Origin of the sequence: Variovorax sp. MHTC-1 (assembly GCF_003984645.1) — a bacterium.
Taxonomy (GTDB): Bacteria; Pseudomonadota; Gammaproteobacteria; order Burkholderiales; family Burkholderiaceae_C; genus Variovorax.
Genome location: NZ_RWKI01000015.1, coordinates 1 through 15,637, shown reverse-complemented (window position 1 = coordinate 15,637; position 15,637 = coordinate 1). Strand labels below are relative to the sequence as shown.

Annotated in this window: 16 protein-coding genes and 3 tRNA genes; 18 read left to right on the top strand and 1 reads right to left on the bottom strand. The window is 68.3% G+C overall.

The annotated features are described in order from the left end of the window. Positions 1-9 precede the first annotated feature (9 nt). The 7 genes from EJI01_RS21020 to EJI01_RS20990 all read left to right on the top strand — a co-directional run bounded on the left by EJI01_RS21020 (position 10) and on the right by EJI01_RS20990 (position 7,456). Positions 10-1,065, top strand: a complete 1,056-nt coding sequence (locus tag EJI01_RS21020) for a branched-chain amino acid ABC transporter permease (protein ID WP_126839072.1) — start codon at positions 10-12, stop codon at positions 1,063-1,065. 83 nt (positions 1,066-1,148) lie between these two features. Then, positions 1,149-2,933 (top strand): ABC transporter permease subunit, encoded by a 1,785-nt coding sequence (locus EJI01_RS21015; RefSeq protein WP_126839146.1) that lies wholly within the window; start codon positions 1,149-1,151, stop codon positions 2,931-2,933. 91 nt (positions 2,934-3,024) lie between these two features. Then, positions 3,025-3,756, top strand: coding sequence for an ABC transporter ATP-binding protein (locus EJI01_RS21010; RefSeq protein ID WP_126839071.1), 732 nt, complete (start codon positions 3,025-3,027; stop codon positions 3,754-3,756). Beyond that, positions 3,743-5,350, top strand: coding sequence for an ATP-dependent acyl-CoA ligase (locus tag EJI01_RS21005; RefSeq protein ID WP_126839070.1), 1,608 nt, complete (start codon positions 3,743-3,745; stop codon positions 5,348-5,350). Before EJI01_RS21010 ends, EJI01_RS21005 begins: the two co-directional genes overlap by 14 nt. Before the next feature lie 6 nt (positions 5,351-5,356). Then, positions 5,357-6,127 carry an SDR family NAD(P)-dependent oxidoreductase gene (locus EJI01_RS21000; protein WP_126839069.1) on the top strand — a complete coding sequence of 257 codons (771 nt, stop codon included), beginning with the start codon at positions 5,357-5,359 and terminating at the stop codon, positions 6,125-6,127. 49 nt (positions 6,128-6,176) lie between these two features. Continuing rightward, positions 6,177-6,953 carry an SDR family NAD(P)-dependent oxidoreductase gene (locus EJI01_RS20995; protein ID WP_126839068.1) on the top strand — a complete coding sequence of 259 codons (777 nt, stop codon included), beginning with the start codon at positions 6,177-6,179 and terminating at the stop codon, positions 6,951-6,953. Then, complete coding sequence (locus EJI01_RS20990; protein ID WP_126839067.1) at positions 6,950-7,456, top strand: MarR family winged helix-turn-helix transcriptional regulator; 507 nt, start codon at positions 6,950-6,952, stop codon at positions 7,454-7,456. Before EJI01_RS20995 ends, EJI01_RS20990 begins: the two co-directional genes overlap by 4 nt. A 40-nt stretch (positions 7,457-7,496) precedes the next feature. Here EJI01_RS20990 and EJI01_RS20985 read toward each other — a convergent pair whose 3' ends face one another. Beyond that, positions 7,497-8,087, bottom strand: a complete 591-nt coding sequence (locus tag EJI01_RS20985; protein WP_126839066.1) for a chalcone isomerase family protein — start codon at positions 8,085-8,087, stop codon at positions 7,497-7,499. A gap of 282 nt (positions 8,088-8,369) precedes the next feature. On the opposite strand from EJI01_RS20985, the gene trpE reads away from it, so the two are divergent. The 11 genes from trpE to EJI01_RS20930 all read left to right on the top strand — a co-directional run bounded on the left by trpE (position 8,370) and on the right by EJI01_RS20930 (position 15,568). Next, complete coding sequence (gene trpE / locus EJI01_RS20980) at positions 8,370-9,872, top strand: anthranilate synthase component I (RefSeq protein WP_126839065.1); 1,503 nt, start codon at positions 8,370-8,372, stop codon at positions 9,870-9,872. Beyond that, positions 9,872-10,261, top strand: a complete 390-nt coding sequence (locus EJI01_RS20975) for a GxxExxY protein (protein ID WP_126839064.1) — start codon at positions 9,872-9,874, stop codon at positions 10,259-10,261. Before trpE ends, EJI01_RS20975 begins: the two co-directional genes overlap by 1 nt. Beyond that, positions 10,258-10,842 carry an anthranilate synthase component II gene (locus EJI01_RS20970; protein WP_126839063.1) on the top strand — a complete coding sequence of 195 codons (585 nt, stop codon included), beginning with the start codon at positions 10,258-10,260 and terminating at the stop codon, positions 10,840-10,842. The genes EJI01_RS20975 and EJI01_RS20970 overlap by 4 nt, the downstream gene beginning before the upstream one ends. A gap of 5 nt (positions 10,843-10,847) precedes the next feature. After that, positions 10,848-11,900 carry a low-specificity L-threonine aldolase gene (gene ltaE / locus EJI01_RS20965; RefSeq protein ID WP_126839062.1) on the top strand — a complete coding sequence of 351 codons (1,053 nt, stop codon included), beginning with the start codon at positions 10,848-10,850 and terminating at the stop codon, positions 11,898-11,900. Beyond that, positions 11,893-12,564, top strand: coding sequence for a LysE family translocator (locus EJI01_RS20960; RefSeq protein WP_126839061.1), 672 nt, complete (start codon positions 11,893-11,895; stop codon positions 12,562-12,564). Before ltaE ends, EJI01_RS20960 begins: the two co-directional genes overlap by 8 nt. Before the next feature lie 22 nt (positions 12,565-12,586). Further along, entirely contained in the window at positions 12,587-13,612 is a 1,026-nt protein-coding gene (gene trpD / locus EJI01_RS20955; protein WP_126839060.1) for an anthranilate phosphoribosyltransferase, read from the top strand. A gap of 14 nt (positions 13,613-13,626) precedes the next feature. Next, complete coding sequence (gene trpC, locus EJI01_RS20950) at positions 13,627-14,427, top strand: indole-3-glycerol phosphate synthase TrpC (RefSeq protein WP_126839059.1); 801 nt, start codon at positions 13,627-13,629, stop codon at positions 14,425-14,427. Continuing rightward, positions 14,424-15,128 carry a uracil-DNA glycosylase gene (locus EJI01_RS20945; RefSeq protein WP_126839058.1) on the top strand — a complete coding sequence of 235 codons (705 nt, stop codon included), beginning with the start codon at positions 14,424-14,426 and terminating at the stop codon, positions 15,126-15,128. Before trpC ends, EJI01_RS20945 begins: the two co-directional genes overlap by 4 nt. 102 nt (positions 15,129-15,230) lie before the next feature. Beyond that, positions 15,231-15,316: transfer RNA gene (locus tag EJI01_RS20940), tRNA-Tyr, on the top strand. A 53-nt stretch (positions 15,317-15,369) separates the two neighbouring features. After that, a tRNA-Gly gene (locus EJI01_RS20935) sits at positions 15,370-15,443 on the top strand. A 50-nt stretch (positions 15,444-15,493) separates the two neighbouring features. Further along, a tRNA-Thr gene (locus EJI01_RS20930) sits at positions 15,494-15,568 on the top strand. Positions 15,569-15,637: the final 69 nt, after the last annotated feature.

The following is a 15,637-nucleotide window of genomic DNA, read 5'->3' as shown; positions in this document are numbered from 1 at the left end:
GACTGTTCAATGACACCGGACGTGGCACTGATCCTGGGCATCGATGGCCTGGCGAATGGCGCTGTTTATCTTCTGGCCGGGCTGGGGCTGGTGCTGATCTTCTCGGTCACCCGCGTGGTCTTCGTGCCCTTCGGCGACGTCGCGGCCTTTGCCGCGCTGTCGCTGGCTGCATTCGAAACCGGGCGCGTGCCGCCCACCATCGGCCTGGTGCTGGTGCTCACCGCGCTCGCGCTGGCGACCGAGGTCGGCAGCCTGGTGCGCCGCGGCGAAATCGCGCGCATTCCCAAGGCGGTGCTGGGCTGGGGCGTGCTGCCGCTCGTGCCCTGCCTACTGGCTTGGCTGGCGAGCCGGCCGGGCGTGCCGGCGCCGGTGCACATCGCGGTCGCGGTGCTGCTGGTGGTGCCGATCGCGCCGCTGCTCTCGCGCGTGGTGTTTCAGCCGATCGCCGATGCGTCCGTGCTGGTGCTCCTGATCGTGTCGCTGGCGCTGCACTTCCTGCTCTCGGGCCTGGGCCTGCTGTTCTTCGGCCCCGAGGGCTCGCGGACGCAGCCGCTCGCCGGCGGCTCGATCCCGCTCGGCGACGGCTTCGCGGTGAGCGGCCAGGTGATCCTGATGGTGAGCGCGGCGATCGTGTTGAGCGGCATGTTCTTTCTCGTGTTCGAGCGCACGGTGGCCGGCAAGGCGCTGCGCGCCACTGCGGTCAACCGCGTGGGCGCGCGGCTGGTCGGGATCCGGCCGGCGCGCACGGCGCTGCTGGCCTACGGCTGCGCCTCGCTGCTGGCGGGGCTGATCGGCGTGCTGATCGCGCCGGTCACCACCATGTACTACGACTCGGGCTTCATCATCGGCCTCAAGGCCTTCGTGGCGGCGATCATCGGCGGGCTGGTGAGCTATCCGATGACCGCGATCGGCGCGCTGGCCGTCGGGGTGGTCGAGAGCTTCGCCTCCTTCTGGAGCGGCGCGCTGAAGGACGTGATCGTCTTCAGCCTGCTGATCCCGGTGTTGATGCTGCGTTCGTTCCTGAGCGTGCATGCGGAAGAGGAAGAAGAGGAGGTGGATCAATGAGCGCCGCGCCCACACCCGAAGTCGTGCGTCCCGTGTTCGATGAAGCCGCTGGCGCCGCGAGCAAGCCCGCGGAAGGAAGATCGATGAACCTGGCCTCCAAGCGCCTGCTCTGGATCGGCCTCGTCGTCGTCGCGATGGCCGTGGTGCCGCTGCTCGCCGGCAACTTCACCGTCTCGCTGCTCAACGACATCGGCATCGGCGCGCTGGTCGCGCTGGGCCTGGTGCTGCTCACCGGCATCGGCGGCGCGACCTCCTTCGGCCAGGCGGCCTTCGTCGGCATCGCCGCCTATGCGACTGCATGGCTCAGCACCACGCAGGGGATGTCGCCCTGGCTGGGGCTGGCGTTCTCGCTGCTGCTGACCGGCCTCTCGGCGCTGGCCATCGGCCTGCTCACCTTGCGGCTGGGCGGACACTTCCTGCCTTTGTCCACCATCGCGTGGGGGCTGTCGATCGCGATGCTCTTCGGCAACGTCGATGCGCTGGGGCGCCATACCGGCCTGTCGAACATTCCGGCGCTGACCATCGGCCCCTGGTCGCTGGCCGATCCGCGCGCGATCTACTACCTGATCTGGGCCCTGGTCGGGCTGGCCGTGCTGTTCAGCCGGAACCTGCTGCAGTCGCGGCCGGGCCGCGCGATCCGCAGCCTGCGCGGCGGTGCGATCCTGCTGGCCAGCGTCGGCGCGGATGCCTATCGCGTGCGGCTCACGCTCTTCGTGACGGCGGCCCTCTTCGCCGGACTCGCGGGCTGGCTCTATGCGCACATGAACCGCTTCGTGAGCCCCTCGCCCTTCGATGTGCGCGCCAGCATCGAGTACCTGCTGATGGCCGTGGCCGGCGGGCTCGGGCATCTGGCGGGCGCGCTGGTCGGCTCGGCGCTGGTCCTGATCCTCAAGAACGGCCTGCAGGACGTGCTGCCGCTCCTGACCCAGCGCGCCGGGCAACTGGAGGCCGTGGCCTTCGCGACGCTCTTCATTCTCTTGCTGCACTTCGCGCGCGGCGGCCTGATGGGTTTCGTACGGCGCTGGACGCACCGGTTCTCGGCAGCGCGTGCGCCGCGCGTGCCGATGCCGCCCGTTTCGCCGCTGCCGCATCGCACGCTGCCCGATCGCGGCTCGCAGATCCTGTCGGTCACGGGCGCGGTCAAGCGCTTCGGCGGGCTGGTGGCCGTCAACGACGTCAGCTTCGAAGTGAAGGCCGGCGAGATCATGGGCCTCATCGGTCCCAACGGCGCCGGCAAGTCGACCATGTTCAACCTGCTGACCTGCACGCTGTCGATGACCGCCGGGCAGGTGCGCTTTCTGGGCCAGGACATCGCCGGGCTGCCGCAGCGCAAGGTCGCGCGGCTGGGCCTGGCGCGCACCTTCCAGCACGTGAAGCTCAGGCCGCACATGAGCCTGCTCGACAACGTCGCGCTCGGCGCCCATTCGCGCACGAGCTCCGGCGTGCTGAAGGCGGGCCTGCGGCTCGATCGCACCGAGGAACGCCAGATCCTGCAGGAGGCCCAGCGCCAGCTCGACCGCATCGGGCTCGGCGACCGCGCGCACGAACTCGCGGGCAGCCTGCCGCTGGGCACGCAGCGCATCCTGGAGATCGCGCGCGCTCTGGCGGCCGACCCGGTGCTGCTGGTGCTCGACGAGCCGGCCGCCGGCCTGCGCCGCAAGGAAAAGATGGCGCTCGGCGACCTGCTGCGCAAGCTGCGCGAGGAGGGCGTGACCATCCTTATCGTCGAGCACGACATGGACTTCGTGATGAAACTGGTGGATCGGCTGGTGGTGATGAACTTCGGCTCCAAGCTGGTCGAGGGCGTGCCCTCGGCGGTGCGTGCGGACGAGCGCGTGCAGGCGGCTTACCTCGGGAGCGTGGTATGAGCGCCGCCCGGCCGCCCGAAGGCGCTCGCCCCCTCCTTCAGGAGGGGGTGCGCGAAGTACACGAAGTGACGAGCCTGGGGGAGGATCTCCAATGAGCGCCATGCTCGAGATCGGCGACCTGCATGTGTCGTACGGCCAGGTCGATGCGGTGCGCGGCGTCTCGCTCAACCTGGAGCACGGCCAGATCATCTCGGTGATCGGCCCCAACGGCGCCGGCAAGACCACGCTGCTGGCCGCGGCAATGGGCCTCTTGCCTTGCAAAGGGCTGCTGCGCTTCGAGGGCGAGGACCTGCACGGGCTCGACGTCGAGGCGCGCGTGGAGCGCGGCCTGTGCCTGGTGCCCGAGAAGCGCGAGCTTTTCGGCGAGCTGACCGTGCTCGACAACCTGCAGCTCGGCGCCTTCGGCAGCCGGCTCCGCAGCGATGCCCTGAAACGCCGGCTGCAGTCGGTGTACGACCGCTTTCCGCGCCTGGCCGAGCGCCGCGCCCAGCGCGCCGACACGCTCTCGGGCGGCGAGCGGCAGATGCTGGCCGTGGGCCGCGCGCTGATGTCGGCGCCGCGCCTCTTGATGCTGGACGAGCCAAGCCTCGGGCTGGCACCCCTGATCGTGCGCGACATCCTGACCATCGTGCGCAAGCTGCGCGAGGACGGCGTGTCGATCCTGCTGGTGGAGCAGAACGCGCGCGCCGCGCTGGAGACCTCCGACCACGGCTACGTCCTGGAGACCGGCGAGATCGCGCTCTCGGGCGTTTCGCAGGAACTGGCCGGCGATCCGCGCGTGCAGGCGACCTACCTCGGCGGTGGCACCAATGGCGACGCCTGAGCGAGCGGCGAGTCCGCTGCCTCCGGGCGAGCGCACGCTGCCCGCGATGCTGCAGCGGCAGGCGGCGCTGTTCGGCAAACGTCCATTGCTGCACATCGCGGGGCGGTCGTGGACGCACCGCGATGCAGCGCAGGCCGCGGGCCTTCGCGCCGCGGCGCTGGCCGAGGCCGGCGTGCAGCGCGGCGACCGCGTCGCCGTGATGAGCGGCAACCGCATCGAGTTCCTCGAAGCGTTCCTCGGCTGCGGCTGGCTCGGCGCCTTGGCGGTGCCGATCAACACCGCGTCGATGGGGCCGCAGATCGAGTACTTCCTTGCCAATAGCGAGGCGAAGCTGCTGGTGATCGAAGAGGCCTTCATCGAGCGCTTGCAGGCGGCCGATCTCGCGCGCACGTCGCTGCGCGAGATCTGGGTGCTGGGCGAGGGCGCAGCTCGCGCTGCGTGGCCGGACATTCGCGTGCGGCCGTATCCCGCCGCAAGCGCCTCGCTCGCGCCGGCCGATGTGCAACCCGGCGATCCGCTCGCCATCCTCTACACCTCCGGCACCACCGGCCCGGCCAAGGGCGTGATCTGCCCGCATGCGCAGTACCACTGGTGGGGCGTCAACAGCGTCGACGTGCTGGGCGTGGGAGCCGAGGACGTGTTGTGCACCACGCTGCCGCTCTTTCACATCAATGCGCTCAACACCTTCGCGCAGGCCGCGATCACGGGCTGCGAAGTGGTGTTCGAAGGGCGCTTCTCGGCCTCGGGCTTCTGGCCGGCCATGCGCGCCTCGGGGGCGACGGTCGTCTATCTGCTCGGTGCGATGGTGCCGATCCTGCTTGCGCAGCCCGAGGGGCCCGGCGAGCGCGAGCACCGCGTGCGCACCGGGCTCGGCCCCGGGGTGCCGGCTGCGGCCGCCCAGGCCTTCTTGGAACGCACCGGCGTTCGGCTGCTGGAAGGCTACGGCTCCACCGAGACGAATTTCGCCATCGCCACCTCGCCCGATTCGCCGCGCGGCGGCGTGATGGGCTGGTTGCGATCCGGCTTCCAGGCGCGCGTGGCGGACGAGGACGACGTCGCTCTCCCGGACGGCGAGGCGGGCGAACTGCTGCTGCGCGCGGATGAGCCCTACGCCTTCGCGAGCGGCTACTTCAACATGCCCGAGAAGACCGTCGAAGCCTGGCGCAACCTCTGGTTTCATACCGGCGACCGCGTGGTGCGCGATGCCGACGGCGCCTTCCGCTTCGTCGACCGCATCAAGGACGCGATCCGGCGGCGCGGCGAGAACATCTCCTCCTTCGAGGTCGAGCAAGTGCTGCTGAGCCATCCCCGTGTCGCGGCCTGCGCGGTCTACCCGGTGCGTTCCGAACTGGCCGAAGACGAGGTGATGGCCGCGCTGGTGGCGCGAGACGGGCAACGCATCGATCCTGCCGAACTGCTGGCGTACTGCGAGTCGCGCCTGCCGTACTTTGCGCTGCCGCGCTATGTCGACCTGCTGCCGGATCTGCCGCGCACCGAGAACGGCAAGGTGCAGAAGTACAAGCTGCGCGAGCGCGGCGTGAGCGCGATCACCTGGGACCGCGGACCCGCGGCGCGCCTGCAGGCCAAGGGCTGAAAACGCATGGCTGCGCACCCGGATGCACCGCTGTTCTCGCTGGCCGGGCAGGGCGCCTTCGTGACCGGTGCCGCGCAAGGCCTGGGTGCCGCGATCGCGCGTGGCCTGGCCGAGGCGGGCGCGCGCGTCGTGCTCGCCGATGTCGACGGCACGGTCGATGCGGCCGCGGCGACGCTGCGCGCAGACGGCCACGACTGCATCGCGATGCAGCTCGATGTGCGCGACGAGGCTGCCTTCTGGCTGTGCTTCGATGCCGGCGTGCAGCACTTCGGCGGCATCGATGTGATGGTGAACAACGCGGCACGCACGCCGTACGCCTCGATCTGGGACATCACGACCGAGGAGTGGGACGAGGTGCTGACCGTGAACCTGCGCGGCAGCTTCTTCGGCTGCCGCATCGCCGGGCGCCACATGCGCGAGCGGGGCTCGGGCCGCATCGTCAACCTGTCGTCGATCGCCGGGCAGCAGGCCAGCGCGGCGACCGGCGTTCACTATGCGGCATCCAAGGCGGGCATCGTGGCGCTGACCCGCTCCTTCGCGCAGGAACTGGCGCCGCACGGCGTCACGGTGAACGCACTGGCGCCGGCGGCGGTGCGCAGTCCGGTGCTCGATGCGATGAGCCGGATGCAGCAGCGCACGCTGGCGTCCGGCATTCCGCTCGGCCGCTTCGGTGAACCGGAGGAGGTGGCTGCGGCCGTGGTCTACCTGGCCTCGCCGGCTGCGGCCTTCATGACCGGCGCAACGCTGGACTTGAACGGCGGGCGGCTGATGCGCTGAGGCCCGACACGTGCGCCGCTAGAATGATTCAGGACTAAACCATTCAGGCATGCAAACAAATTCACAGACCGGGCGCCATGCCCTCGTGACCGGCGCCGCGCGCGGCATCGGCGCGGAGATCGCGCGCACGCTGGCCGCCGAGGGTGCGGCGCTGACCTTGCTCGGACGCGACCGCGACGCGCTCCAGCGCGTCGTCGATTCGCTCGCAGGCAGCGGCCACGGCGTGGTCGCTGCCGATGTGGCCGATGCCCAGGCCGTGCAAGGCGCGTTTGCCCAGGCGCGCGCGGCGCGCGGCCCGATCGCCATCCTCGTCAACAACGCCGGCGCGGCCGAGAGCGCGCCATTCCTGAAAACATCGGTCGAGCTCTGGCAGCGCATGCTGTCCGTCAACCTGACCGGCAGCTTCCTGTGTGCGCAGGCCGCGCTGCCCGACATGCTGGAAGCCGGCTGGGGCCGCATCGTCAACATCGCGAGCACGGCGGGGCAGAAGGGCTATGCCTACGTCTGCGCCTACACGGCCGCCAAGCACGGCGTGATCGGCCTGACGCGTTCGCTGGCGCTGGAGGTGGCGAGAAAGGGCATCACGGTCAACGCCGTCTGCCCCGGCTACACCGACACTGACATCCTGCGCGACAGCGTGGCCAACGTGGTCCAGAAGACCGGCCGCAGCGCGGACGAAGCGCTGGCCGAGTTCGCCGTCGTCAATCCGCAGCGGCGCATCGTTCAGCCCGCGGAAGTGGCCGATGCGGTGCGCTGGCTGTGCGGCGAGGGCGCGGCTTCGGTCAACGGCCAGTCGATCTCGGTGTCTGGAGGCGAAGTCACATGAAGCAGAACGATGCCTCGCACGCGCTGCTCAGCGACGCGGAGGAACTGGGCCACGAAGCGCGGGCCGGCACCGGCGACCATGCAGTGCTCAAGCTGTGGCTGCGCATGCTGGCCAGCACCACGCAGATCGAGGCCGAGATCCGCAAACGGCTGCGTGAGCGCTTCGACATCTCGCTGGCCCGCTTCGACTACATGGCGCAGCTCTACCGCTACCGCGACGGCCTCAAGATGCGCGTGCTCTCGCGCTACCTGATGGTGACCGGCGGCAACGTCACCGGCCTGACCGATGAGCTCGAGCGCGAAGGCGTGGTGCAGCGCTCGGCCAGCCCGGAAGACCGCAGAGCGTGGATCGTGAGCCTGACGCCCAAGGGACGCCGCAGCTTCGAGGCCATGGCCAAGGAGCACGAGGAATGGCTGCTCGAGATGTTCTCGGGCCTGGACGCGAAAGCCGTGCAGCAGCTGTATGCGCAACTGGGTGCGCTGCGTGTGCACCTGGTACGTTAGCCCACCACTCCGTTCGGGCTGAGCCTGTCGAAGCCGCCCCCTAGCCCTTGCCGAGGAGCGCGTCCTTCAGCTTCCAGTCGGCCGGGTTCGGCCCGAGCCAGATGCGCATCAGCGCATTGAAGAAAGCCTGCTCCTTGATCGGATCGCCCTGCGGCACGCCCTTGACCGAGATCACGGTGCCGGTGCCCGGCACCCAGTCGACGGTGAAGACGTCCCCGGCCTTCAACTGCTTCTGGTCGGCGAACATCTGGCCCATGCGCACCAGGCCGGGAATCAGCTGCAGCATCTCGCTCTTGGGCGAGTTGTCTTCTACGCCGCGCGTGAAGAGCTTGCCCAGTTCGTTGGCGTCGATGTCGCGCAGCATCGTGATCGCCATGCGCTTGGCGCCGGGCACGGCCAGAACTTCCTCGGTGGTCGAGGCCTTCTTGCCCAGGTAGAGGCCGGCGGTGTAGACCTTGAACACGGCCTTGTAGCGCACGCCCGCACCGTTGAGCTGAAGCTTGCTGCCCTTGAAATCGAGCGCGTCCTCGAGCTTGATGCCGGCCACTTCGACCGAGGCGGCCGAAGCAGCGAGCGAGGCGAGGGCGAGGGTGGTCAGCGCAAGCGCGCGCCGCAGTACAGGCTGGATCATCCGAGGTGTCTCCGTCAGTAAAACTAAAGTGCCTCAATGTATCTTTTTGTACGGGCCGTGTCGCTGGGCTAAACTCACACTTCCATGTTCATTCATCACGTCATTCAGACAGGTCAAGGCAGCCGGGGAGCCTGGCCTTGGCGCACGCCATCGTCGTTGCCTGTTTGATTGCATGGCGCACGCCGTGCGCCCGCGGCCAGCGGTCATCCCGACCCGGCCACTCACCTGAATGACCCCGCCAGCGACCATAAAAAGCGTCGCTGGCCGACGGAGACCCCACCCGTGATCACCGAACTCGAATTCAAGAGCCTCAGCGCGCAAGGCTACAACCGCATCCCGCTGATGGTCGAGGCCTTTGCCGACCTCGAAACCCCGCTTTCCCTCTATCTCAAGCTGGCCCATACCAAGGAGGGCGGCAAGCACAGCTTCCTGCTCGAATCGGTCGTGGGCGGCGAGCGCTTCGGCCGCTACAGCTTCATCGGGCTGCCGGCGCGCACGCTGCTGCGCGCGAGCGGCTTCGGCGCCGACGCGCTGACCGAGGTGGTGACCGGCGGCAAGGTCGTCGAAGCCGCCGAGGGCAATCCGCTCGACTTCATCGCGGCCTACCAGAAGCGCTTCAAGGTGGCGCTGCGGCCGGGGCTGCCGCGCTTCTGCGGCGGCCTGGCCGGCTACTTCGGCTACGACACGGTGCGCCATATCGAGAAGAAGCTCGAGAAGAGCTGCCCGCCGGACACGCTGGGCTGCCCCGACATCCTGCTGCTGCAATGCGAGGAGCTCGCGGTCATCGACAACCTGTCGGGCAAGCTCTATCTGATCGTCTATGCCGACCCCGGCCAGCCCGAGGCCTACGCCAATGCCAAGCGGCGGCTGCGCGAACTGCGCGAGCAGCTCAAGTACTCGGTGAGCGCGCCGCAGGTAAGGCCGACGCAGGCACACCCGCCCGAACGCAGCTTCGCCAAGGCCGACTATCTGGCGGCGGTCGAGCGTGCCAAGGAGCTGATCGCGGCCGGCGACTTCATGCAGGTGCAGGTCGGCCAACGCATCAGCAAGCGCTACACCGAGTCGCCGCTGTCGCTGTACCGCGCGCTGCGCTCGCTCAACCCCTCGCCCTACATGTACTACTACCACCTGGGCGATTTCCACGTGGTCGGCGCCTCGCCCGAGATCCTGGTGCGGCAGGAGCACACGGGCGAGGGCGAGCAGAAGATCACCATCCGCCCGCTCGCCGGCACGCGTCCGCGCGGCGCTTCCCCCGAGCTCGACCGCGCGGCCGAGGCCGAGCTGATCAACGACCCCAAGGAGCGCGCCGAGCACGTGATGCTGATCGACCTGGCGCGCAACGATATCGGCCGCATCGCCAAGACCGGCAGCGTCAAGGTGACGGAGGCCTTCGCCGTCGAGCGCTACAGCCACGTGATGCACATCGTGAGCAATGTCGAAGGCACGCTGAAAGACGGCATGACCGCGATCGACGTGCTCAAGGCCACCTTCCCGGCCGGCACGCTGACCGGGGCGCCCAAGGTGCATGCGATGGAGCTCATCGACCAGTTGGAGCCGACCAAGCGCGGCCTTTACGGCGGCGCCTGCGGCTACATCAGCTATGCGGGCGACATGGACGTCGCGATCGCGATCCGGACCGGCATCGTGAAGGACCAGATGCTGCACGTGCAGGCGGCCGCGGGGGTGGTGGCCGACTCGGTGCCGGAACTGGAGTGGAAGGAAACAGAAGCAAAGGCGCGTGCGCTGTTGCGCGCTGCCGAACTGGTCGAGGAAGGGCTCGAGTGATGGCCGACGAATTTCAGAACAACGACTTCTCGCACGAGATCATCGGCGCCGCGGTCGAGGTGCAGCGGGTGCTCGGCATCGGCCTGCCCGCGGAGGCGTATGCCGCCGCGCTGGCGATCGAACTCGCCGAGCGCGAGATCGGCTTCGCGCGCGACGTGCCCGTGTCGGCCGCCTACAAGGGCCGCTCGCTCGGCGAGGTCTGCCGCGCAGGCTTCGTGGTCGAGCAATCGCTCATCGTCGAGGTGAAAGCCGTCGATGCGTTGACCGACCTGCATCGCGCACAGGCGCAGGCCGCAGTGCGGCTTTCGGGGCTGCCGCTGGGCCTGCTCATCAATTTCAACGTGTTCCCGGTGGTCAAGGGCGTGCATCGGATCGGAGCCAAGCCATGAAACTCCTGATGATCGACAACTACGACAGCTTTACCTACAACCTGGTGCAGTATTTCGGCGAGCTCGGCGCGGAGGTCGAGGTGTTTCGCAACGACGAGATCACGATCGAGGGCTTGCGCGAGCGCGTTGCCGCCGGCGTGGCCCGGCTGGTGGTTTCGCCGGGCCCCTGCTCGCCGGCAGAAGCCGGTGTCTCCGTCGCGGCGATCAAGGAATTCGCCGGCCAGCTGCCCATCCTGGGCGTCTGCCTCGGGCACCAGGCGATCGGCGCGGCCTTCGGCGGCAAGATCATTCGCGCGCAGCAGCTGATGCACGGCAAGACCAGCGAGATCACGACCACGGGCGAGGGCGTGTTCGCCGGCCTGCCCGAAAAGTTCAGCGTCAATCGTTACCACTCGCTGTCCATCGAGCGCGACTCCTGTCCGGCCGAGCTCAAGATCACGGCCTGGACCGACGACGGAGAGATCATGGGCGTGCGCCACACCGGCTATGCGCCGGCGGTGCGCATCGAAGGCGTCCAGTTCCATCCCGAATCGATCTTGACCGAGCACGGCCATGCCATGCTCAAGAACTTCCTGGAGTGAGCCGCATGAGCACGACAACCCTGGTGGACCTGCGCAGCGACACCGTCACCCGGCCAACCGCAGCGATGCGGCAGGCGATGCTCGAAGCGCCGCTGGGCGACGACGTGTTCGGCGACGATCCGAGCGTCAACGCACTGCAGTCGCAGATCGCCGAGATGCTGGGCTTCGAGGCGGCGCTGTTCGTGCCGACCGGAACCCAGAGCAATTTCTGCGCGATCCTGGCCCATTGCCAGCGCGGCGACGAGTACATCGTCGGCCAGCTGGCGCATTGCTACCGCTGGGAAGGCGGCGGCGCCGCGGTGTTCGGCAGCGTGCAGCCACAGCCGCTCGAGCACCAGCCGGACGGCTCGCTGGCGCTGAAGGACATCGAGGCCGCGATCAAGCCGGACGACGCGCACTTCGCGCGCACCCGCCTGTTGGCACTGGAGAACACGATCGGCGGCAAGCTGCTGCCCTTCGGCTATGTCGAAGAGGCGACGCAGCTGGCGCAGCGCAAGGGGCTGGCCCGCCACCTGGACGGCGCACGGCTCTTCAATGCCGCTGTCGTGCAGGCCGCGCAGCACGGCACAGAGGCACGCGCCGAGGCGCGCCGCATCGCACAGTGCTTCGACAGCGTCTCGGTCTGCTTCAGCAAGGGCCTCGGCGCGCCGGTGGGCTCGGCGCTGTGCGGTTCGCGCGAGCTCATTGCGCGCGCCCACCGCATCCGCAAGATGGCGGGCGGCGGCATGCGGCAAGCCGGCATGCTGGCGGCCGCCGCTTCCTACGCACTGCAGCACCACATCGACCGCCTCGAACAGGATCACGCGCTCGCGCGCCGGCTGGCCGACGGCCTTGCCGGGGTTCCCGGGCTGCAGATCGAGGCGCCGCAGACAAACCTGCTGTTCGTCGATCTAGTGGGCGGCGCGCAGGCGCGCTCGGCCGAGCTGCTGGCGCACCTGAAGCAGAACGGCGTGCTCGCCACGGGCCTATACCGGCTGCGCTTCGCCACCCATCTCGATGTCGATGCGGCCGGCATCGACCGCGCCATCGGCGCGATCCGGAGCTTCTTCCATGCCTGAGCTCCATTCCCTGCTGCTGTTCATCGCCGCCGGCCTGCTGTTGAATCTCACGCCGGGCCCCGACGTGCTCTACATCGTGACCCGCGCGCTGCGCTGGGGCACGCGCGCCGGCCTCGTGGCGGGCCTTGGCATCACCGCCGGCTGCTTCGTGCACATCACGGCTGCCGCGGTGGGCGTGAGCGCGCTGATGGCCGCATCGACGACCCTGTTCACCGTGCTCAAGTGGCTGGGCGCGGCCTACCTGCTGTGGATCGGCGTGCGCATGCTGCTGTCGCGGCCGTCCAAGGAACCGGCTGCGCTGGGACGCGCCGGCGCGGATGCCGCAGGCACCGCCAGCATGAAGAGCGTGTTCCTCGGCGGCTTCTGGACCAATGTGCTCAACCCCAAGGTGGCGCTCTTCTTCCTGGCATTCGTGCCGCAGTTCATCGCACCCGATGCCGCCAACAAGCCGCTGGTGTTCTTCCTGCTGGGCGCGCTGTTCAACTTCAATGCGATCTTCGTGAACTTCGCCTGGGCACTGCTGGCCGGCTGGACGGCGCGCCGTGTCGGCGCGGTGCAGCGCGGCATGCACTGGCTGGAGCGCGGCGCGGGCGCCCTGTTCGTCGGCTTCGGCATCAAGCTCGCGCTGTTCGAGAATCCGGCTGCGGCCGATCCCGCCCATTGAAACCACCGAGGGAGACTTCATCATGCCCATCACCCCCCAGGAAGCCCTGCAGCGCACCATCGAACACCGCGAGGTGTTCCACGACGAGATGCTGCACATCGTGCGCCTCATCATGAGCGGCGAGTGCTCGCCGGTGATGATGGCGGCGCTCATCACCGGCCTGCGCGTCAAGAAGGAAACCATCGGCGAGATCACCGCCGCCGCGCAGGTGATGCGCGAGGTGTCGACCAAGGTGCCGGTGGCCGATACCACGAACCTGGTGGACATCGTCGGCACCGGCGGCGACGGTTCGCACACCTTCAACATCTCGACCTGCTCGATGTTCGTCGCCGCCGCCGGGGGCGCCAAGGTCAGCAAGCACGGCGGACGCAGCGTGAGCAGCAAGTCGGGCAGCGCCGATGTGCTGGAGTCGCTGGGCGTCAACATCAATCTCAAGCCCGAGCAGATCGCGCAATGCATCGCCGATGTCGGCATCGGCTTCATGTTCGCGCCGAACCACCATCCGGCCATGAAGAACGTGGCGCCGGTGCGCAAGGAACTCGGCATCAAGACCATCTTCAACATCCTGGGCCCGCTCACCAACCCGGCCGGCGCGCCCAACATCCTGATGGGCGTGTTTCACCCCGACCTGGTCGGCATCCAGGTGCGCGCGCTGCAGCGGCTGGGCGCGGAGCATGCGCTGGTGGTCTACGGGCGCGATGGCATGGACGAGATCTCGCTCGGCGCCGCCACCATGGTCGGCGAGTTGAAGGATGGCGAGATCCTCGAGTACGAGCTGCATCCGGAGGACTTCGGCTTCCAGATGTCGAGCAACCGCACGCTGCGGGTCGAGACGCCGGAGCAGTCGAAGGCAATGCTGTTGGGCGTGCTCGACAACCAGCCCGGTGCGGCGCGCGACATCGTCGTGCTCAACGCCGGCGCAGCGCTCTACGCGGCCAATCTGGTGGATTCGATCGGCGCGGGCGTGGCCCGTGCGCGCGCCGCCATCGAATCGGGCGCGGCCAAGGCCAAGCTGGCCGAGCTGGTCAAGGCGACATCCGCCGGTTGAGGGAGCAGGGAACCATGTCCGACATCCTCGAGAAGATCGTTGCCGTCAAGCGCGAGGAGATCGCGCTGTCGCAGAAGAGAAGCTCGCTCGAAGCCGTGCGCTTCGACGCCGAAAGCCGCGTGCTCACGCGTGACTTCGCGGGCGCCCTGCGCGCCAAGATCGCGGCCGGCCAGGCGGCGGTGATCGCCGAAGTCAAGAAGGCCAGCCCGAGCAAGGGCGTGCTGCGCGAAGAGTTCATCCCGGCCGACATCGCGCAGAGCTATGCCGAAGGCGACGGCAAGATCAGCGCAGCCTGCCTGTCGGTGCTGACCGACCGCCAGTTCTTCCAGGGAGGCGTCGACTACCTCAAGCAGGCGCGCGCCTCCTGCGATCTGCCGGTGCTGCGCAAGGATTTCATCGTCGATGCTTACCAGGTCTATGAATCGCGCGCGATGGGCGCCGACGCGATCCTGCTGATCGTGGCCTGCCTGGACGATACGCAGATGCGAGACTTCGAAGCAATTGCGGCGCAGCTTGGCATGGCCGTGCTGGTCGAGGTGCACGATGGCGCCGAGCTCGATCGCGCGCTGAAGCTCAAAACGCCGTTGATCGGCATCAACAACCGCAACCTGCGCACTTTCGAGGTGTCGGTGCAGACCACCATCGACCTGCTGCCCAAGGTGCCGGCCGAGCGCCTGCTCGTGACCGAATCGGGCATTTCGACGCGCGAGGATGTCGCGAAGCTGCGCGCGGCCGGCGTGCACGCCTTCCTGGTGGGCGAGGCGTTCATGCGCGCCGACGAACCGGGCGATGCGCTCGCCGAACTTTTCCGATGAGCGCGGCAGCGAGCCAACTGGCAAGCAGCGATCCGGCCGATTGGCCGGTCGCGCCAGGCTGGCAGCCGCTGGTCGACGGCTTTTTCGGCGGGCCGGCCGGCCAGAAGCTGCTCGGCTTCCTGCGCGAGAGGCTGGATGCCGGCGCGGTGATCTTCCCGCCGCGGCCGCTGCGGGCCCTGGAACTCACGCCGCCCGAGATGGTGCGCGTGGTGATCCTGGGCCAGGACCCGTACCACGGCCGCGGCCAGGCGGAGGGGCTGGCCTTCTCGGTGGCGCCAGGGGTGGCGCTGCCGCCTTCGCTGCGCAACATCTTCAAAGAGCTCGAGCGCGATCTGGGCACTCCGCCGCCCCCATTCCCAACCCCCGGCGGCAGCCTGGTCAAGTGGGCGACGCACGGCGTGCTGCTGCTCAACACCTGCCTCACCGTGGAGGAGGCCCAGCCGGCCAGCCACGCCGGCCGCGGCTGGGAGGTGCTGACCGACGCCGTGATCCGCCATGTCGCGGAGGGCGAGCGCTCGGTCGTCTTCATGCTCTGGGGCTCGCATGCGCAGAGCAAGCGGGCGCTGATCGACACCCGCCGCCACAAGGTGCTGGCCGCGAACCATCCCTCGCCGCTGTCGGCGCTGCGCCCCCCCATGCCTTTCATCGGCTGCGGCCATTTCGGCCAGGCGCGCGCCTGGCGTGAAGCGCAGGGCCTTTGATTGACCCGGGTAAAATGCGCGACCGACCTGTGGCGCAGCAACTTTTTGGCGGGGCGTGTCATCGACCTGCCCTCCCAACCGTGCTATATTCCGAGGTTCGCCGGAGAGGTGGCCGAGTGGTTAATGGCAGCAGACTGTAAATCTGCCCTCTTACGAGTACGCTGGTTCGAATCCAGCCCTCTCCACCAGCGAAGAAAAGGACAAAGCAGAGCGAAAACTCGAAGCGTTGGCGCACCGCAATGCGGGAGTAGTTCAATGGTAGAACCCTAGCCTTCCAAGCTAATGACGCGGGTTCGATTCCCGTCTCCCGCTCCATAAGTCCGGCTCGACGCGAGGCACAGTTTTTTGACGAAATTTTGAGTTTTGCCCATTTGGCTCAGTGGTAGAGCACTCCCTTGGTAAGGGAGAGGTCGCGGGTCCGATTCCCGCAATGGGCACCAGTTTTGGGGTTGCAGTCTTCGGGTTGCAACCCCATATCAGTGTGTTGATCTAGTTATTTTTCGGAGTCG